Origin of the sequence: Pantoea coffeiphila (genome assembly GCF_016909495.1) — a bacterium.
Lineage (GTDB): Bacteria > Pseudomonadota > Gammaproteobacteria > Enterobacterales > Enterobacteriaceae > Erwinia > Erwinia coffeiphila.
Window position 1 is genome coordinate 403,905 of record NZ_JAFBFW010000002.1, and the last position, 18,509, is coordinate 422,413.

18 protein-coding genes are annotated in these 18,509 nt (G+C 53.6%); all 18 read right to left on the bottom strand.

Annotated elements, in window-relative coordinates; genetic code table 11:
- Positions 1 to 8 precede the first annotated feature (8 nt).
- The 18 genes from pal to sdhC all read right to left on the bottom strand — a co-directional run bounded on the left by pal (position 9) and on the right by sdhC (position 18,463).
- Positions 9 to 524, bottom strand: coding sequence for a peptidoglycan-associated lipoprotein Pal (gene pal, locus JOE09_RS07530; RefSeq protein ID WP_123336515.1), 516 nt, complete (start codon positions 522 to 524; stop codon positions 9 to 11).
- Between the two features lie 42 nt (positions 525 to 566).
- Positions 567 to 1,859: a Tol-Pal system beta propeller repeat protein TolB gene (tolB, locus tag JOE09_RS07535; protein ID WP_205065342.1), complete on the bottom strand. Its 1,293-nt coding sequence runs from the start codon at positions 1,857 to 1,859 to the stop codon at positions 567 to 569.
- Positions 1,860 to 1,968: 109 nt separating this feature from the next.
- Complete coding sequence (gene tolA, locus JOE09_RS07540; protein ID WP_205065343.1) at positions 1,969 to 3,276, bottom strand: cell envelope integrity protein TolA; 1,308 nt, start codon at positions 3,274 to 3,276, stop codon at positions 1,969 to 1,971.
- Positions 3,277 to 3,305: 29 nt separating this feature from the next.
- Entirely contained in the window at positions 3,306 to 3,734 is a 429-nt protein-coding gene (gene tolR, locus JOE09_RS07545; RefSeq protein ID WP_205065344.1) for a colicin uptake protein TolR, read from the bottom strand.
- Positions 3,735 to 3,746: 12 nt separating this feature from the next.
- Positions 3,747 to 4,424 (bottom strand): Tol-Pal system protein TolQ, encoded by a 678-nt coding sequence (gene tolQ / locus JOE09_RS07550; RefSeq protein WP_205065627.1) that lies wholly within the window; start codon positions 4,422 to 4,424, stop codon positions 3,747 to 3,749.
- Between the two features lie 5 nt (positions 4,425 to 4,429).
- Positions 4,430 to 4,834 (bottom strand): tol-pal system-associated acyl-CoA thioesterase, encoded by a 405-nt coding sequence (gene ybgC, locus JOE09_RS07555; protein ID WP_200548051.1) that lies wholly within the window; start codon positions 4,832 to 4,834, stop codon positions 4,430 to 4,432.
- 250 nt (positions 4,835 to 5,084) lie between these two features.
- Positions 5,085 to 5,378, bottom strand: coding sequence for a cyd operon protein YbgE (ybgE, locus tag JOE09_RS07560; RefSeq protein ID WP_205065345.1), 294 nt, complete (start codon positions 5,376 to 5,378; stop codon positions 5,085 to 5,087).
- The gene (cydX, locus tag JOE09_RS07565) at positions 5,378 to 5,485 is read right to left on the bottom strand and encodes a cytochrome bd-I oxidase subunit CydX (protein WP_105591090.1); all 108 of its coding nucleotides are present in this window, start codon (positions 5,483 to 5,485) and stop codon (positions 5,378 to 5,380) included. The genes ybgE and cydX overlap by 1 nt, the downstream gene beginning before the upstream one ends.
- 14 nt (positions 5,486 to 5,499) lie before the next feature.
- Entirely contained in the window at positions 5,500 to 6,639 is a 1,140-nt protein-coding gene (cydB, locus tag JOE09_RS07570) for a cytochrome d ubiquinol oxidase subunit II (protein ID WP_105591089.1), read from the bottom strand.
- Between the two features lie 15 nt (positions 6,640 to 6,654).
- Entirely contained in the window at positions 6,655 to 8,223 is a 1,569-nt protein-coding gene (cydA, locus tag JOE09_RS07575; protein ID WP_105591088.1) for a cytochrome ubiquinol oxidase subunit I, read from the bottom strand.
- A gap of 606 nt (positions 8,224 to 8,829) precedes the next feature.
- Entirely contained in the window at positions 8,830 to 9,705 is an 876-nt protein-coding gene (gene sucD, locus JOE09_RS07580) for a succinate--CoA ligase subunit alpha (RefSeq protein WP_105591087.1), read from the bottom strand.
- On the bottom strand, positions 9,705 to 10,871 hold the full coding sequence (sucC, locus tag JOE09_RS07585) for an ADP-forming succinate--CoA ligase subunit beta (RefSeq protein ID WP_105591086.1): 1,167 nt from the start codon (positions 10,869 to 10,871) through the stop codon (positions 9,705 to 9,707). Before sucC ends, sucD begins: the two co-directional genes overlap by 1 nt.
- A 91-nt stretch (positions 10,872 to 10,962) precedes the next feature.
- A complete protein-coding gene (gene odhB / locus JOE09_RS07590) occupies positions 10,963 to 12,183 on the bottom strand; it encodes a 2-oxoglutarate dehydrogenase complex dihydrolipoyllysine-residue succinyltransferase (RefSeq protein WP_205065346.1) in 1,221 nt (406 codons plus the stop codon).
- A 14-nt stretch (positions 12,184 to 12,197) separates the two neighbouring features.
- On the bottom strand, positions 12,198 to 15,005 hold the full coding sequence (gene sucA / locus JOE09_RS07595) for a 2-oxoglutarate dehydrogenase E1 component (protein WP_205065347.1): 2,808 nt from the start codon (positions 15,003 to 15,005) through the stop codon (positions 12,198 to 12,200).
- Between the two features lie 229 nt (positions 15,006 to 15,234).
- A complete protein-coding gene (locus tag JOE09_RS07600) occupies positions 15,235 to 15,951 on the bottom strand; it encodes a succinate dehydrogenase iron-sulfur subunit (RefSeq protein WP_123336537.1) in 717 nt (238 codons plus the stop codon).
- 15 nt (positions 15,952 to 15,966) lie between these two features.
- Complete coding sequence (gene sdhA, locus JOE09_RS07605; protein WP_205065348.1) at positions 15,967 to 17,733, bottom strand: succinate dehydrogenase flavoprotein subunit; 1,767 nt, start codon at positions 17,731 to 17,733, stop codon at positions 15,967 to 15,969.
- Positions 17,733 to 18,080: a succinate dehydrogenase membrane anchor subunit gene (gene sdhD / locus JOE09_RS07610; RefSeq protein WP_123336541.1), complete on the bottom strand. Its 348-nt coding sequence runs from the start codon at positions 18,078 to 18,080 to the stop codon at positions 17,733 to 17,735. Before sdhD ends, sdhA begins: the two co-directional genes overlap by 1 nt.
- On the bottom strand, positions 18,074 to 18,463 hold the full coding sequence (gene sdhC, locus JOE09_RS07615) for a succinate dehydrogenase cytochrome b556 subunit (RefSeq protein ID WP_105591080.1): 390 nt from the start codon (positions 18,461 to 18,463) through the stop codon (positions 18,074 to 18,076). Before sdhC ends, sdhD begins: the two co-directional genes overlap by 7 nt.
- Positions 18,464 to 18,509: the final 46 nt, after the last annotated feature.

Consider the following 18,509-nt stretch of genomic DNA (forward strand, 5'->3'; position numbering starts at 1 on the left):
TCAGTCTCTTAGTAAACCAGTACGGCACGACGGTTTTTAGCATAGGCTGCTTCGTCGTGGCCCAGTACAGCTGGCTTCTCTTTACCGTAAGAAACGATAGAGATCTGGTCAGCAGAAACGCCTTTACCCTGCAGGTACATCTTAACTGCGTTAGCACGACGCTCGCCCAGTGCGATGTTGTACTCAGGAGTTCCGCGCTCATCCGCGTGACCTTCAACAGTCACTTTGTAAGACGGGTTGCTACGCAGGAAGTTAGCGTGCGCATCCAGCATCTGAGCGAATTCAGACTGGATGTCATATTTGTCCAGACCGAAGTAAACGATGTTGTTCTGCTGCAGCTGCTGCATCTGCAGACGCGCCTGCTCGTCAGAAGACATGTTGCCGCCGTTGTTGTAGCCGCTGTTAGAACCGTCCTGACCTGCATTGGTCTGGTCGTTGTTGTTGTTCTTGTGAGAGCTACAAGCCGCTACCGCGATTACTGGCAGTGCCAGCATTAAGCCTTTCAGCACTTTGTTCAGTTGCATTTTTGATTCCTAATTATTGTTTGTCATACATATTTATATGCATTACAGATACGGCGACCAGGCAGGAAACTTGACCTGTCCATCAGTTGCCGGAAGACGCGCTTTGAAACGCCCATCCGTCGAAACCAACTGCAATACGGAACCCATACCCTGAGTTGAGCTGTAGATTACCATTGTGCCGTTAGGTGCGAGACTTGGCGTCTCATCCAGGAACGTGTCCGTTAATTGTTGAACGGCTCCCGTTACCAGATCTTGTCGGGCGACGTGTTGAGCGCCGCCGTTGGTGCTGATCATCACCATTGATTTGCCGTCAGCGCTCACGTCCGCATCCTGGTTTTGTGAACCTTCCCAGGTAATACGCTGCGGTGTACCACCGCTTGCACTGACTTTATAAATTTGCGGGCGTCCGGCCTGGTCAGAAGTATAGGCCAGGCTCTGGCTGTCCGGGAACCAGGTTGGTTCGGTGCTGTTGTAGCGACCGTCGGTGACCTGGCGGATCTGACCAGAGCCAATATCCATCACGTACAGGTTCAGGCTGCCGGTTTTAGACAGGGCGAAGGCCAGCTTGCTGCCGTCCGGTGAGAATGCCGGTGCGCCGTTGTGGCGTGGGAACGAAGCAACCTGACGGATAGCACCGTTGGCCAGCGTCTGGATTACCAGCGCTGATTTACCGCTCTCAAAGGTCACATAGGCGACTTTGCTACCGTCCGGAGACCAGGCCGGTGACATCAGCGGCTGTGGTGAACGGTGAACCACAAACTGGTTGTAGCCATCGTAGTCGGAAACGCGCAGCTCATACGGGAACTGTCCGCCGTTGGTAGTCACCACGTAGGCGATACGCGTACGGAACGCACCTTTAATACCGGTCAGCTTCTCAAAGCTTTCATCACTGGCGGTGTGAGCCGCATAGCGCAGCCACTGCTTGGTGACTTTGAACTGGTTTTGCGCCAGTACCGCACCGGGGTTGCCGGAGGTATCGACCAGCTGGTAGGAAACCAGATAGCTACCGTCGGCACCAGGCTGCACCTGACCCACCACTACGGCATCAATACCCAACGCGGTCCATGCAGCAGGCTGCACTTCCGCAGCAGAGGTTGGCTGCTGTGGTAAACGTGAACGGTCCAGCGGGTTGAATTTGCCGCTGTTACGCAGGTCGGCAGCAACGATGCCACCAATATCTTCCGGGGCAGCGCCAGGGCCATCCCACTTAAACGGTACCACGCCGATAGGACGTGCAGAGTTCACACCCTGAGTAATTTCAATGCGTACTTCTGCATGCGCCACGGCGACAAACAGCAGTAAAAAACTCAGCGCTACACGAAATGCCTGCTTCATTATTTCTCCCTTATCCGGACAAAACGCCCATGATAATTAGCCTTGTATCAACAAACCTAAGAGTACGGCATGCTTAACATAGTTCAACATGCCGCTGGTTACCGCATTCTTACGGTTTAAACTCCAAAGTGGCGTTTTTCACTGCCTGCCAGACTTCCGGACTAGGCGGTTTCGGAATTCTTGCCGAATTAGCCGCATTTATCGCAGCCTGACAAAGGGCATCATCGCCACCCAGTGACGTCGGACCAAACAGCGTGCCATCCTCAGCAAGTTTAATTCGTATTTCACATTTTTTACCTGCAAAGGTATCCGCATCATAAAACTTGCTTTGAATCGCCGCTTTAACCTGGCCCAGATAGCTGTCTATCGCCGCGCCGGAGGCACCGGATTTCTTCTGCGTGCCCTGCCCTGCAGCACCGCCACCACCGGCTGCCTTACCTGATTTCGGCGCATTCTTACCGGAGGAGAGATCCCCCAGCAGGTCGCCTACGTCACCGGCATCTTTCGCTGCCTCGGCTGCCGCTTTCTTCTTGGCTGCGGCATCGGCTTTCGCTTTTGCTGCGGCGTCAGCTTTGGCTTTCGCGGCCGCATCGGCTTTTTCCTTCGCTTCAGCGGCGGCTTTCTCTTTGGCTTCCGCTGCGGCTTTTTCTTTCGCATCTGCTGCGGCCTGGGCTTTCGCCTCGGCAGCAGCCTGCGCCTTGGCTTCCGCGGCGGCAGCTTTCGCATCCGCGGCAGCTTTCACTTTAGCCGCTTCCGCAGCGGCCTGCTTAGCCTGCTCTTCCGCTTTTTTCTTCGCGTCAGCAGCAGCCTTTTTGACCTCTTCTTCGGCTTTTTTCTTGGCATCCGCTGCGGCTTTCGCCTGAGCATCGGCATCTGCCTTAGCCTGCGCATCGGCCTTGGCTTTCGCCTGGGCATCCGCTTTCGCCTTAGCCTGGGCGTCCGCTTCGGCTTTCGCTTCAGCCTTCGCTTTTGCTGCAGCCGCCTCGGCCTGTTTCTGTTCCTGCTGCGCCTGTTTGGCTGCGGCTTCCGCCTGTTTCTGCTCGGCTGCCTGTTCCGCCGCCTGTTGCTTAGCGTCTTCCTGCGCCTGCAGGCGCTCTTTTTCCAGCTGCTTCAGCCGCTGTTGCTCAGCGGCCTGCTTCTGCTGCAGCTCTTCCGCCTGCTGTTTTGCCTGCTTCTGACGCTGCTGCTCGGCGCGCTTGCTGTCGCTCTGCTGATTTTGTTGGCGATTGTACTGTTCAACGACAGCACCAGGATCGACCATCACCGCGTCAATATCGCTACCGCCACCGCCGCCGCTGGCGTCGATATTTTCGTCAAACGAGCTCCATACCAGCGCCGCAATCAAAATGATATGCAGCACCACGGAAATGGTTATGGCTCGTTTTAACTTATCGTCTTGCTCGGTTGCCTTCGACACTCTCGGTTCCCAAAAACGGTTCGGATGAATTAAATCGGCTGCGTCATCAGTCCGACGGACTTAACGCCTGCCTGATGCAGCAAGTTCAGCGCCTTAATGATTTCGTCGTAAGGCACTTCTTTAGCACCGCCAATCAGGAACACGGTCTTCGGATTCGCCGTAATGCGGCTTCGCGCTTCGGCAATCACCTGTTCCGGCGGCAGCTGCTCCATCCGGTCGTGATCGACCACCAGGCTGTACTGTCCGACGCCCGCGACTTCGACAATCACCGGAGGATTATCGTCGCTGGAGACTGTTTTTGAATCGGTTGCGTCCGGCAAATCCACTTCCACGCTCTGGGTGATAATCGGTGCAGTTGCCATGAAAATCAGCAACAGAACCAGCAGCACATCCAGCAATGGCACGATATTGATTTCGGACTTAAGGTCGCGACGACCGCGACCACGCTTTCTGGCCATAAAACCTCCGACTTACTTGCTTACGTCGCTGGAGAAAGCCTGACGATGCAGGATAGCCGTGAACTCTTCCATAAAGTTGTCGTAGTTCTGTTCCAGCTTATTCACTCGCTGGTTCAGGCGGTTATAGGCCATAACGGCTGGGATTGCCGCGAACAAACCGATCGCCGTGGCAATCAGTGCTTCAGCGATACCCGGCGCAACCATTTGCAGAGTCGCCTGTTTCACCGCACCCAGCGCGATAAAGGCATGCATGATCCCCCATACCGTACCAAACAGACCGATATACGGACTGATGGAACCCACGGTACCGAGGAAGGGAATGTGGTTTTCCAGCGCTTCTAGCTCACGATTCATCGAGATGCGCATGGCACGCGTCGCCCCTTCCACCACCGCTTCCGGCGCATGGTTATTGGCGCGATGCAGACGGGCAAATTCCTTAAAGCCCGCGTAGAAAATCTGCTCAGAACCGCCCAACTCATCGCGGCGCGCCTGGCTTTCCTGATACAGCCGAGACAGTTCGATACCCGACCAGAACTTGTCTTCAAAAGCATCCGCATCGCGTGTCGCAGCATTGAGGATACGGGTACGCTGAATAATGACCGCCCAGGAAGCGATTGAAAACCCGATCAAAATCAACATGATAAGTTTGACCAGAAGGCTCGCCTTCAGGAACAAATCAAGAATGTTCATGTCAGTCACTGCTTGAACTCCGCGACAATAGACTTGGGAAGCGCTATCGGCTTCATTAGATGTGGGTTGATGCAGGCGATAAGGACTTCTGCTTCATTGAGCACACGGCCATCTGCATTAAGGATACGCTGGGCAAATGTCATGGTCGTTCTGCTCATGGCAACGACCTCGCTCTGCACGTCGAGCATATCGTCGAGGCGGGCAGCTGCAAGGTAATCGACCGTGATACGACGCACGACAAAAGCGACCTGTTGTTCCAGAAGCGCCTGCTGATTGAAATGGCGCTGACGCAGCATCTCAGTCCGTGCTCGTTCATAAAAAGCGACATAGCTGGCGTGGTAAACCACACCACCGGCATCGGTGTCTTCGTAATAGACGCGAACCGGCCATTGAAACAGCGTTGTACTCACTCTACATCCCGGTAATGCTTAAACGTTGGTACATGAAAACGTTGCTACTATACGCAAGAGATTACGCCTTTGGAATGGGTTGCCAGAGGGGAACGAAAATAATTATCAGCCGGTAACAACTTAGCTGATTTCAGCACATTTAACAGACAAACATTGACAGAAATGAAGCTAAAAAAAGATTTCTTAGCACTGAATCGTACAGAAGGAAGAAGAGAGTGAAAGGGCCAGTCACCGCTGACCCCAGAGGCGTTTATAAAAAGAAAAATGCCAGACCGATGATAAGTACTACCAGAGCCGGGAGCGGTGAGAAAAATCCCTGCCAGCGCAGGCGGCGCGGACGAAAGCCTACGCCGTGAATCACCCCGCTGCAAACGGCCCACATCAGCACCAGTCCCTGCCAGATAGCAAGCTGGCTGCTGTTAGCAGCAAAGCGCGACGGGTCCCAAAACATACAGCCCGCCAGCAGCAGTGCTGCTATTAGTGAAAGGACCCGCAACGGGCCCTTATCCATCAGCCGATAAAGATGAGCGATGCCCTGCCCCATTAATGTTTATCTTTCGCTGTTGCTTCTGCCTGCTCCAGAGCCAGCGCGGTGATCACACCGAAAGCACAGGCCAGCAGCGTGCCAAGTATCCAGGCAAAATACCACATAGTGTCGCTCCTTCTTAGTAGAGAGAATGGCTGTTACTTTCAATCTGCTCTTTGGTCACACGACCGAACATTTTGTAGTAACACCAGATGGTGTAAGACAGGACAATTGGCACAAAGATAATTGCCACTACGGTCATTACTCTCAGCGTCAGCAGAGTCGACGTTGCATCCCACATGGTCAGGCTGACGTTAGGTACGGTTACTGAAGGCATGATGAATGGGAACATCGCCACGCCCGCGGTCAGGATAACGCAGGCCATCGTCAGAGAAGAGAAGACGAATGCCCAGGCTCCTTTCTCCAGACGAGAACAGAGAATCGTCAGCAGCGGCAGCACAACGCCCAGCGCAGGAATAACCCACAGTATCGGAGCGCTGTTGAAGTTCCGCATCCAGGCTCCCGCTTCATGACTCACTTCTTTCAGTAACGGATTAGAAACGCCGTTATGATCGATAGCGGAGGTCACGACATAGCCATCAATGCCGTAGACAACCCAGACACCTGCCAGCAGGAAGCACACCATCATCACCAGTGCAGAAATCTGCGCGGTAACGCGTGAACGCAGATGCAGTTCACCCACGGTCCGCATTTGCAGATAAGTCGCCCCCTGGGTCAGGAACATCGTCAGGCTGACGATACCTGCCACCAGGCCAAACGGATTCAGCAGCTGGAAGAAGTTGCCGGTGTAGAACAGGCGCAGATCGCTATCAATATGGAACGGCACACCCTGCAGCAGGTTACCAAACGCCACACCGATCACCAGCGGCGGCACAAAGCTACCGATGAAAATGCCCCAGTCCCACATTCCGCGCCAGCGCATGTCTTCAATTTTCGAGCGGTAATCAAACCCTACCGGACGGAAGAATAAAGACGCCAGCACCAGAATCATCGCTACGTAAAAACCGGAGAACGCTGCGGCATAGACCGTTGGCCAGGCAGCGAACAGTGCACCACCGGCGGTAATCAGCCAGACCTGGTTACCGTCCCAGTGCGGTGCAATACTGTTAATCATCACGCGGCGCTCGGTATCGGTTTTACCCAGAATACGCGACAGCATACCCACGCCCATGTCAAAGCCTTCGGTGACGGCAAACCCAATCAGCAATACACCGATCAGCACCCACCATACAAAACGCAATATCTCGTAAGAAAACATGTGAGAACTCCTGTCTTAGCGTGCCGGCTGCGAATGAGTACTGGACAGCTCATAGTGATAGCGTCCGGTTTTCAGGCTACTCGGTCCAAGGCGGGCGAATTTAAACATCAGATACATTTCCGCGACCAGGAACAGGGTATACAGCCCGCAAATCAGCCCCATCGAGAACAACAGGTCACCAGCGGTCAGTGAGGAGTTCGCCACGGCAGTTGGCAGCACTTCACCGATTGCCCAAGGCTGACGACCGTACTCGGCAACAAACCAGCCGGATTCGATAGCAATCCACGGCAGTGGAATACCGTAAAGAGCACATTTGAGCAGCGTTTTACAGTTACCGATACGGTTGCGAATCACTGACCAGAATGACAGGCCGATAATCAGCAGCATCAGCACGCCACAGCCCACCATGATGCGGAAGGAGAAATAGAGCGGTGCTACGCGTGGAATTGAATCCTTGGTTGCCATCTCGATTTGCGCTTCGCTGGCATCAGTGACGTTTGGCGTATAGCGTTTGAGCAGCAGGCCATATCCGAGGTCATGTTTCGCCGCATTGAAGGCAGTACGAACAGCCGGGTCCTGGTTGCCGCTGCGCAGTTCCTGCAGCAGTTCATAGGCTTTCATCCCGTTACGGATACGGACTTCATGCTGGCCAAGCAGCTCTTTCAGACCGGTTACTTGTTTATCCACCGAACGGGTAGCAATCAGGCCCAGCGCCCAGGGAATTTGTACCGCGTATTTATTTTCCTGCGTATCCTGATCGGGAATACCAAACAGGGTAAACGCAGCAGGAGCCGGCTGGGTTTCCCACTCGGCCTCTATCGCCGCCAGTTTAGTTTTCTGTACGTCACCAATTTCATAACCGGATTCATCACCCAGTACGATAACCGACAGAATAGCGGCCATACCGAAGCTGGCTGCAATCGCGAATGAGCGTTTAGCAAATGCCAGATCGCGGCCACGAAGCAGATAGTAAGAACTGATACCGAGGATAAACATCGCGCCGCAGGTGTAACCCGCAGCAACGGTATGAACGAATTTAACCTGAGCGACCGGGTTCAGCACCAGCTCAGAGAAGCTGACCATTTCCATACGCATGGTTTCGAAGTTAAATTCTGAGGCAATCGGGTTCTGCATCCAGCCGTTGGCGACCAGAATCCACAGTGCAGAAAGGTTTGATCCCAGCGCAACCAGCCAGGTCACAGCCATATGCTGCACTTTACCCAGACGATCCCAACCGAAGAAGAACAGGCCGACAAAGGTCGATTCGAGGAAGAACGCCATCAGGCCTTCGATCGCCAGCGGCGCACCGAAGATATCGCCTACGTAGTGAGAGTAATAGGACCAGTTGGTACCGAACTGGAACTCCATGGTGAGTCCTGTTGCGACGCCAAGAGCAAAGTTAATCCCAAACAACTTGCCCCAGAACTTAGTCATATCCTTATAGATTTGCTTACCTGAAAGCACATATACCGTTTCCATTATTGCCAGCAGAAACGCCATACCCAGCGTTAATGGTACAAACAGGAAGTGATACATGGCAGTCAAGGCAAACTGTAACCGCGACAGTTCGACAATATCCAACATTTTGACTCCTTGCTCCGCTAATGGGTCGTGGCAAAAAATAATTGAGTAAATTACTCAGGTATATTCCGCTGACCCGAAAATACATAATTATTCCTGGTATTGGTTTCAGACGCATAACAGCGCGCCTCCCGCCAGGGTGTTCTAAAAGTTAAAGACAGGTTAAAAAGCTCGGTAAGACTTGCACCAGCTATAATACGCCCCAATAGACTTATATTTAAAGGGGTTTATCACTGCATTATTGTTTTTTATATCCAGATCAAATTTCAGCACATGGCGGGCCAGAACATCCATTTGATATAGCGCAATTTATACCAAAATTGACAAATTCTTCCAGTTAAATACCTGGTAAATAACTCGCGTTTTTTTGATCTAAAATAATATTTAGACCATTAACAAATGGTAGCGAAGGCAGTGTTGTTAATTATTTGTACCTTATATTTACGTAACAGTTAAACATTAAGGTAATATGATGGGCAATTTAAGACATGACGAGAAATATTATATTAAATAATAAATAAGCCATTTTTTGATGAACTGCTTAAAGCCTGGCAGAGGATCAAAAAAAAGGCCACCCGAAGGTGGCCAATATGTCGAGTTTTTTTAACGTTATTTCTGTGGCAGAACGGCTTTAACCGCATCGCCGATGTCAGCCAGGCTGCGTACAGTTTTAACACCGGCCGCTTCCAGAGCTGCAAATTTCTCGTCAGCAGTACCTTTACCACCGGCGATGATCGCACCGGCGTGGCCCATACGCTTGCCCTTCGGCGCAGTAACACCAGCAATGTAGCCAACAACAGGTTTGGTGACGTGTTCTTTGATGAACGCTGCGGCTTCTTCTTCAGCGCTGCCGCCGATTTCACCGATCATCACGATCGCTTCAGTCTGCGGATCGTCCTGGAACAGCTTCAGAATATCAATGAAGTTAGAGCCAGGAATTGGGTCACCGCCGATACCGACGCAGGTAGACTGGCCGTAGCCGATATCAGTCGTTTGCTTAACGGCTTCATAAGTCAGTGTACCGGAACGTGAAACGATACCGATACGACCCGGCTGGTGAATGTGACCAGGCATGATGCCGATCTTACATTCGCCTGGGGTGATAACGCCCGGACAGTTAGGACCGATCATGCGCACACCGGCTTCGTCCAGCTTCACCTTCACGGTCAGCATATCCAGCGTCGGAATACCTTCGGTGATGGTGATAATCAGTTTGATACCGGCATCGATAGCTTCCAGGATACCGTCCTTACAGAACGGAGCCGGAACATAGATAACAGATGCGGTTGCGCCTGTCGCTTCTACGGCTTCGCGCACGGTGTTAAATACCGGCAGACCCAGGTGCTCAGTACCGCCTTTACCTGGCGTTACGCCGCCAACCAGCTGCGTACCATAGGCCAGCGCCTGTTCGGAGTGGAAGGTACCCTGACCGCCGGTGAAACCCTGGCAGATCACTTTGGTGTTTTTATCGATCAGAATTGACATTATTTACCCTCCGCTGCGGCAACAACGCGCTGCGCCGCGTCACTCAGGCTGGTTGCTGCAATAATATTCAGGCCGCTGTCTGCCAGTTTTTTGGCACCCAGTTCAGCATTGTTACCTTCCAGACGCACAACAACCGGTACGTTTACACCCACTTCCGCCACAGCACCGATGATACCGTCAGCGATCAGGTCACAGCGAACAATGCCGCCGAAGATGTTCACGAATACTGCTTTCACTGCGTCATCGGACAGAATGATTTTGAACGCTTCGGTCACGCGTTCTTTGGTTGCGCCACCGCCAACGTCCAGGAAGTTAGCAGGCTGGCCGCCGCTCAGCTTAACGATGTCCATGGTACCCATCGCCAGACCTGCGCCGTTAACCATACAGCCGATGTTGCCTTCCAGCGCCACGTAGTTCAGTTCCCACTGCGCTGCGTGTGCTTCACGGGAATCTTCCTGGCTCGGGTCACGCATTTCGCGCAGCTCAGGCTGACGGAACATCGCGTTACCATCGGCAGTCAGTTTGCCGTCCAGGCAGACCAGATCACCCTGCTTGGTGATCACCAGCGGGTTGATCTCAACCAGTGCCAGATCGCGCTCCAGGAACAGCGTTGCCAGACCCATGAAGATTTTGGTGAACTGCCCAATTTGCTTACCGGTCAGGCCCAGTTTAAAGGCCAGCTCGCGACCCTGGAAAGGCTGCGGGCCAGTCAGTGGGTCCAGCGCCATTTTATGAATCAGGTGCGGGGTTTCTTCCGCCACTTTTTCAATTTCCACGCCGCCTTCGGTCGACGCCATAAACACAACGCGACGCGTTGCACGGTCAACCACTGCACCCAGATACAGCTCCTGGTCGATGTCGGTCGCCGCTTCAACCAGAATCTGGTTTACCGGCTGGCCGTTAGCATCTGTCTGGTAAGTAACCAGGTTTTTGCCCAACCAGTTTTCAGCGAAAGCACGAATGTCTTCCTTGCTGTTAACCACTTTCACACCGCCCGCTTTACCGCGGCCACCGGCATGAACCTGACATTTCACTACCCACGGACCGGCGCCGATTTTAGAGGCGGCTTCTTCTGCTTCACGTGGCGTGGTGCAGGCATAACCGGTTGGTGCCGGTAAGCCATACCGTGCAAACAACTGTTTTGCCTGATATTCGTGTAAGTTCATGATGTTCTATCCATTCAGGTCTGAAAAGACTTAGCCGTCAGCAACGGCTACACATAGGATGGGTGCGGCACAGGGCCGCACGCCAGGGGTTTTAAACGTCCAGCAGCAGACGAGCCGGATCTTCCAGCAGCTCTTTAATCGCCACCAGATAGCCGACAGATTCGCGGCCATCAATCAGACGGTGATCGTACGAGAGCGCCAGATACATCATTGGCTGAATCACAACCTGACCGTTTACCGCCATAGGGCGATCTTTAATGGCGTGCATGCCAAGAATCGCACTCTGTGGTGGGTTGATAATCGGCGTAGACATCAGTGAGCCAAAGACGCCGCCGTTGGTAATAGTGAAGTTACCGCCAGTCAGTTCATCTACGGTCAGCTTACCGTCACGGCCTTTCACGGCCAGTTCTTTAATTTTCTTCTCGATGTCCGCCATGCTCAGGGCATCAACATCCTTCAGAACCGGAGTCACCAGACCACGCGGGGTGGATACCGCAATGCTGACGTCGAAGTAGTTGTGGTAAACCACATCTTCGCCGTCGATTGAGGCGTTCACTTCCGGATAACGCTTCAGCGCTTCTACCACGGCTTTGATGTAGAAGGACATGAAGCCCAGACGCACGCCGTGGCGTTTTTCGAAGGCATCACCGTACTGCTTACGCAGCGCCATGATTGGCTGCATGTTGACTTCGTTAAAGGTAGTCAGCATGGCGGTGCTGTTTTTCGCCTGCAGCAGACGCTCGGCTACGCGTTTACGCAGACGAGTCATCGGCACGCGTTTTTCACTGCGGTTGCCCAGCGAACTGGCAGGAGCAGCGTCAGCGGCTTTTGGCTCGGCGGCTTTCGGAGCCGAAGCCTTAGCCAGATGTTTCTCCACATCTTCACGAGTCAGACGACCACCGACTCCGCTACCCTTGATTGCTGCGGCATCCAGGTTGTGCTCAGCGATCAGGCGACGAATCGCCGGGCTCAGAGCATCGTTACTCTCTTCTTCCAGAGAAGCGCTCTGACGCTGTGCCGGAGTTGACTCTTTGCTGTCGGCTTTCGCAGACGTTTCTTTGCCCGCGCTATTGCCCTCTTTCAGGCGACCCAACACCTGACGAGACGTTACGGTTGCGCCTTCATCTTCAACGATCGCTTCCAGTACGCCGTCTGCTGAAGCAGGAACTTCCAGAATCACTTTGTCAGTTTCGATCTCGACCAGCACTTCATCGCGCTGAACGCTGTCGCCAGGTTTTTTATGCCAGGTTGCAACAGTCGCATCAGCAACGGATTCTGGCAGATCGGGAACAAGAATCTCTACACTACTCATTATTTTTCCTTAATTTATTCAACGTTCAGCGCGTCATCAACCAGATCTTGCTGCTGCTTCTGGTGAACGGACATATAGCCAACTGCCGGCGATGCAGATGCGGGACGACCGGCATAACGTAATGAAGCCCCAAACGGCACGACTTCGCGGAAATGATGCTGACTGCAGTACCATGCACCCTGATTCAGAGGCTCTTCCTGACACCAGACAAAATCATGCACGTGGGCGTACTGCTGCAGAATATCCTGTACCGCTTTGTGCGGGAACGGATACAGCTGCTCGATACGTACGATAGCCACGTTGGTTTGCTCGTTTTTGCGACGTTTTTCCAGCAGGTCGTAATAAACCTTACCGGAACACAGCACAACGCGCTTCACGCCCTGCGGATCAAGCTCATCGATTTCACCGATAGCAGGCTGGAAGCCGCCGTTAGCCAGTTCTTCCAGAGAAGATACCGCCAGCGGATGACGCAGCAATGACTTCGGTGACATCACCACCAGCGGACGGCGCATACCGCGCAGCGCCTGGCGACGCAGCATGTGATAAACCTGAGCCGGTGTAGACGGCACGCAAACCTGCATATTCTGCTCAGCACAAAGTTGCAGATAACGCTCCAGGCGCGCGGAGGAGTGCTCCGGTCCCTGACCTTCATAGCCGTGCGGCAGCAGCATCACCAGGCCACACATACGGCCCCACTTCTGCTCGCCGGAACTGATGAACTGATCGATTACCACCTGAGCACCGTTGGCGAAGTCGCCAAACTGCGCTTCCCAGATGGTCAGGGTACGAGGTTCTGCTGTGGCATAACCATATTCAAAGGCCAGTACCGCTTCTTCTGAGAGTACAGAGTCCCAGACTTTGAAGGTCCCTTGCCCATTGTGTACATGCTGCAGTGGGGTGTAGGTAGAACCATTAGCCTGGTTGTGGATCACCGCATGGCGATGGAAGAAGGTACCGCGCCCCATATCCTCACCGGACAGACGGCATGGGATGCCCTCATCAACCAGCGTGGCGTAGGCAAGGTTTTCAGCTGCGCCCCAGTCGAACAGTTTATTACCCGCGGCCATTTCGGCACGGTCGTTATAAATTTTCGCTACGCGCGACTGCATTTCAACCGCTTCCGGCACCGTACTGATGCGCTTAGCCAGTTCCTGCAGACGCTTCAGCTCTGTGGTTTCCGGATATTTCTCGTCCCACTCGTGGTTAAGATAAGGAGACCAGGTAAAGGAGTGCAGGCTCATCGGACGCCACTCAGGCACCACGCATTCACCGGCATCCAGAGCATCACGGTACAGATTGACCATTTCCGTGGCATCTTCCAGGCTGGCGACCTTCTCGGCTTCCAGCTTGTCAGCATAGAGTTTACGCGGCGTAGGGTGTTTCTTGATTTTCTGGTACATCACCGGCTGCGTCGCACTTGGCTCATCAGCTTCGTTGTGGCCGTGACGGCGATAGCAAACCAGATCGATAAAGACGTCGCGTTTGAAGGTGTTACGGAAATCCAACGCCAGACGAGTGACAAAGGCAACGGCTTCCGGATCGTCCGCGTTTACGTGGAAAATCGGTGCCAGCACCATTTTACCGATATCGGTACAGTACTGAGTCGAACGGGCATCTTTCGGGTTTGAGGTGGTGAAACCAATCTGGTTGTTGATCACGATACGTACGGTACCGCCCACTTCATAACCACGAGCCTGCGACATGTTCAGGGTTTCCTGCACCACGCCCTGCCCGGTGACGGCTGCATCGCCGTGAATGGTAATCGGCAGTACTTTATTGCTGCTCGGCTCATCAAGACGATCGAGGCGCGCGCGAACGGAGCCCATAACTACCGGGCTAACGATCTCCAGGTGCGAAGGGTTAAAGGCCAGCGCCAGGTGCACGCTGCCACCCTCTGTTTCAACGTCAGAGGAGAAGCCCATATGGTACTTAACGTCGCCGGTACCCAGATGTTCTTTATGCTTGCCGGAGAACTCGTCGAACAGTTCCTGCGGCCTTTTGCCCAGCACGTTGATCAGCACGTTAAGACGTCCGCGGTGCGCCATACCCAGCACCACTTCACGCGTGCCGCTCTTACCGGCATGACGGATCATCTCATTGAGCATTGGCACCAGTGCATCGCCGCCTTCCAGTGAGAAGCGTTTAGCACCCGGGAATTTCGCCCCCAGATAGCGCTCCAGACCTTCTGCTGCGGTCAGCTGCTTGAGGAAGCCTTTCTTCTCTTCTGGAGAGAACGAAGCGCGCCCCATCACCGACTCAAGACGCTGCTGAATCCAGCGCTTCTCATCGGTATTGGTGATATGCATATACTCAGCGCCGATTGAACCGCAGTAGGTTTGCTTCAGTGCTGCATACAGGTCGGCAAGCTTCATGGTGTCTTTGCCGATGGCAAAAGAACCGACGTTGAAGCTTTCCTGGAAATCGGCCTCACTTAATCCATGATACGCAGGATCAAGATCCGGAACCGTCTCCAGCTTCCATAGCCCTAACGGATCGAGGTTGGCATGCTGATGTCCGCGGAAGCGGAAAGTATTAATCAGCTGGAGAACCTTGACCTGCTTGGCGTTGGTTTCAGGATCGCTAACGGAGGCGGTGTAACGCGATGCGTCTTTCGCCAGACGGCGGAAGTACTCGCGAGTGGAGGAATGAAATTGCTCAGGTTTAACCCCAGTACCGGGAAGCTGCTGGAAAAGAGACTTCCATGCATCATCGACAGAGTCAGGATCGGTTAAAAAGTCCTCATAGAGTTGTTCTATGTAGGACTGGTTCGCGCCGGCCAGCCAGGAGGAGTCCAGCCAGGGTTTCATCGCGCTGTTCTGCATTGTGATCCCTTAAGCATTTTTTGCTTTTTTTCGCCGTGGTTGTTTAATGGAACCTTTGCAAGTCCCGCGCCGCGTAAACGGCTTACCGAAATACGGTTCTTCGATACGAGCGACCGGCCCGTAAGGGAACCTTTGCAAGACGTTTCCAACAACTGCACTCTATTGGAAACATCTTACAAAGATGTCCTGTTAAAACACCGGGAACCAGAGGTTCCCGGAAACAGCACTATTATGCACCACGCTGCAGCAACATCGACTTGATATGGCCGATGGCTTTGGTCGGGTTTAGCCCTTTTGGGCAGACACTGACACAGTTCATGATGCTGTGGCAGCGGAATACACTGAAAGCATCATTCAGATTATCCAGACGCGCATCGGTTTCCGTATCGCGGCTGTCAATCAGGAAACGGTACGCAGCCAGTAAACCTGCCGGGCCAATAAACTTGTCCGGGTTCCACCAGAATGACGGGCACGAGGTGGAACAGCATGCACACAGAATACACTCATACAGGCCATCCAGTTTTTCACGCTGCTCAGGCTGCTGCAAATGCTCCCTTGCTGGTGGTTTTTTCCCATTATTCAACAGGTAAGGCTTAATCTTCTCATACTGAGCATAGAATTGCCCCATGTCTACCACCAAATCACGAATAACCGGTAATCCCGGCAGCGGGCGGATAACAATTTTCTTCTTGCCGTTGCCCAGTGCGGAAACCGGCGTGATGCAGGCCAGACCGTTTTTACCGTTCATGTTGATACCGTCAGAACCACATACCCCTTCACGGCACGAACGGCGGAAGGCTAATGTCGGATCTTTCTCTTTCAGACGCATCAGCGCATCCAGCAGCATCATGTCGCGGCCTTCTTCAGACTCCAGCGTGTAATCCTGCATCCGCGGAGCATCATCGACATCCGGGTTGTAACGATAGATGGAAAATTCGAGTCTCATGTGTTTCTCCGCAAACTAGTAAGTACGCGCTTTCGGCGGGAAGGCCGCACGCAGTTTCGGCTGCATGTTCACCTCACGGCGCGTCATGCTTTCACTTTGCGGCAGATACAGGCTGTGACATAACCAGTTCGCATCATCACGCTCAGGATAGTCGAAGCGGCTGTGCGCTCCACGGCTTTCGGTGCGGTAGTTAGCCGACACCGCGGTGGCATAAGCCGTTTCCATCAGGTTATCCAGCTCCAGGCACTCAACGCGCTGGGTGTTGAAGTCGCTGGAACGATCGTCAAGACGGGCATTTTTCAGGCGCTCACGCAGAACTTTAAGTTCGGCCAGGCCTTTCGCCATCGCATCACCTTCACGGAATACCGAGAAGTTATTCTGCATGCAGGCCTGCAGCGCCTTGCGCAGCTCGGCAGGATCTTCACCGGAAACGTTGTTATTCCAGCGGTTCAGACGTGCCAGCGAGGCTTCGATCTCTTCTTCTGTCGCATCGCGCAGCTCACCCTGCTCGGCGATAGATTCCTGCAGGTGCACACCCGCAGCACGGCCAAAGACCACCAGGTCAAGCAGCGAGTTACCGCCCAGACGGTTAGCACCGTGTACCGATACGCAGGCGATTTCGCCCACGGCAAACAGGCCAGGGATCAACACATCTTCACCCTGTTCATTTACCGTCAGCGCCTGGCCGCTTACGCGGGTCGGAATACCGCCCATCATATAGTGGCAGGTCGGGATAACCGGGATCGGCTCTTTCACCGGATCGACGTGAGCAAAGGTACGGGACAGTTCGAGGATGCCCGGCAGACGCGCTTCTAAAACATCTTTACCCAGGTGATCGAGTTTCAGCTTGGCGTGCGGGCCCCACGGACCATCGCAGCCGCGGCCTTCACGAATCTCGATCATGATCGAGCGAGCAACCACATCGCGACCGGCGAGATCTTTCGCATTTGGCGCGTAGCGTTCCATAAAACGCTCGCCGTGTTTGTTCAGCAGGTAACCACCCTCACCACGACAGCCTTCCGTTACCAGCACGCCGGCACCGGCAATACCCGTCGGGTGGAACTGCCACATTTCCATATCCTGTACCGGTACACCGGCACGTAGCGCCATACCCACGCCGTCACCGGTGTTGATATGCGCATTGGTGGTTGACTGGTAGATACGTCCGGCACCGCCGGTTGCCAGCACGGTAGCGCGGGCTTTGAAATAAACCACTTCACCATCTTCAATATTCAGTGCGGTACAACCCACGATGGCACCGTCGGCGTTTTTCACCAGATCCAGCGCGTACCATTCGGAGAAGATAGTGGTGTGGTTTTTCAGGTTCTGCTGATACAGCGTATGGAGAAGCGCATGGCCGGTACGGTCAGCGGCTGCTGCAGTACGAGCAGCCTGCTCGCCACCGAAGTTCTTCGACTGGCCGCCGAACGGACGCTGGTAGATTCGGCCATCATCCAGACGGGAGAAAGGCAGACCCATATGCTCCAGTTCCAGAATCGCTTCCGGACCGACGTTGCACATATATTCAATCGCGTCCTGGTCACCGATATAGTCGGAACCCTTAACGGTATCGTACATGTGCCATTCCCAGTTATCTTCGTGGCTGTTACCCAGCGCTACGGTAATACCGCCCTGAGCAGACACGGTGTGGGAACGGGTTGGGAAAACTTTAGACAACAGGGCACAGGTCTGGCCCGATTGGGAAATTTGTAGTGCGGCGCGCATACCTGCACCACCGGCACCAATAACTACGGCATCAAATTCTCTGACTGGCAAACTCATTACGCACCCCACACCACTACAGTTCCATAAATTGCATATACCAACAGCGCAACCACAATCACCAGCTGCAGCATCATGCGCAGCGCCAGTGGTTTAATGTAGTCGGTCAGTACCTGCCACATACCGATCCAGCCGTGCACCAGAATGGACAACAGCGTCAGAAGGGTGAAAACTTTAGTAAAGGAAGAGGCGAAAAAACCACGCCAGATGTCATAGGTCAGGGTCCCAGACATCACCAGAAAACCGAGGATATAAATCACATAGAGGGTCATCACCATGGCGGCGGCACGTAGCAGCAGCCAGTCATGGATGCCATTACGACCCAGTGCAGAAGCATTGCTTACCATACAAGGACTCCAGCCAGGATTGAGAGCACGACAGTAATACCGAACGCAATTTGCGCAGAAAGTTTGCCCGTTTCTAACGTTTCACCCAGATAGCCAAAGTCCATCATTAAATGGCGAATGCCACCGGCAATGTGATAAGCCAGCGCGGTCAGAATGCCCCACATAATGAATTTAGCGATAAAACTGTCCATCACGGCGGATGCCTGCTGGAAGCCTTCGGGTGAAGAGAGTGACAGACCCAGTAACCAGAGCAGAATCCCGATCGCCACGAAGGTGATCACACCGGAAACGCGGTGGAGAATGGATGCTATTGCAGTAACGGGAAACCGGATCGTAGTGAGATCCAAGTTGACAGGTCTTTGTTTTTTCACGGTTTTGCCCACACAGCTTTTCTTATTTTGCTTCCTCCGGTCCTGAGGGCGGGTCAGA

Bases quoted from the DNA above. Each gene is read 5' to 3' on its own strand.
- pal (WP_123336515.1), bottom strand. From the start codon at position 524: ATGCAACTGAACAAAGTGCTGAAAGGCTTAATGCTGGCACTGCCAGTA.
- tolB (WP_205065342.1), bottom strand. From the start codon at position 1,859: ATGAAGCAGGCATTTCGTGTAGCGCTGAGTTTTTTACTGCTGTTTGTC.
- tolR (WP_205065344.1), bottom strand. From the start codon at position 3,734: ATGGCCAGAAAGCGTGGTCGCGGTCGTCGCGACCTTAAGTCCGAAATC.
- tolQ (WP_205065627.1), bottom strand. From the start codon at position 4,424: ATGAACATTCTTGATTTGTTCCTGAAGGCGAGCCTTCTGGTCAAACTT.
- ybgE (WP_205065345.1), bottom strand. From the start codon at position 5,378: ATGGGGCAGGGCATCGCTCATCTTTATCGGCTGATGGATAAGGGCCCG.
- cydX (WP_105591090.1), bottom strand. From the start codon at position 5,485: ATGTGGTATTTTGCCTGGATACTTGGCACGCTGCTGGCCTGTGCTTTC.
- cydB (WP_105591089.1), bottom strand. From the start codon at position 6,639: ATGTTTTCTTACGAGATATTGCGTTTTGTATGGTGGGTGCTGATCGGT.
- cydA (WP_105591088.1), bottom strand. From the start codon at position 8,223: ATGTTGGATATTGTCGAACTGTCGCGGTTACAGTTTGCCTTGACTGCC.
- sucD (WP_105591087.1), bottom strand. From the start codon at position 9,705: ATGTCAATTCTGATCGATAAAAACACCAAAGTGATCTGCCAGGGTTTC.
- sucC (WP_105591086.1), bottom strand. From the start codon at position 10,871: ATGAACTTACACGAATATCAGGCAAAACAGTTGTTTGCACGGTATGGC.
- odhB (WP_205065346.1), bottom strand. From the start codon at position 12,183: ATGAGTAGTGTAGAGATTCTTGTTCCCGATCTGCCAGAATCCGTTGCT.
- sucA (WP_205065347.1), bottom strand. From the start codon at position 15,005: ATGCAGAACAGCGCGATGAAACCCTGGCTGGACTCCTCCTGGCTGGCC.
- JOE09_RS07600 (WP_123336537.1), bottom strand. From the start codon at position 15,951: ATGAGACTCGAATTTTCCATCTATCGTTACAACCCGGATGTCGATGAT.
- sdhA (WP_205065348.1), bottom strand. From the start codon at position 17,733: ATGAGTTTGCCAGTCAGAGAATTTGATGCCGTAGTTATTGGTGCCGGT.
- sdhD (WP_123336541.1), bottom strand. From the start codon at position 18,080: ATGGTAAGCAATGCTTCTGCACTGGGTCGTAATGGCATCCATGACTGG.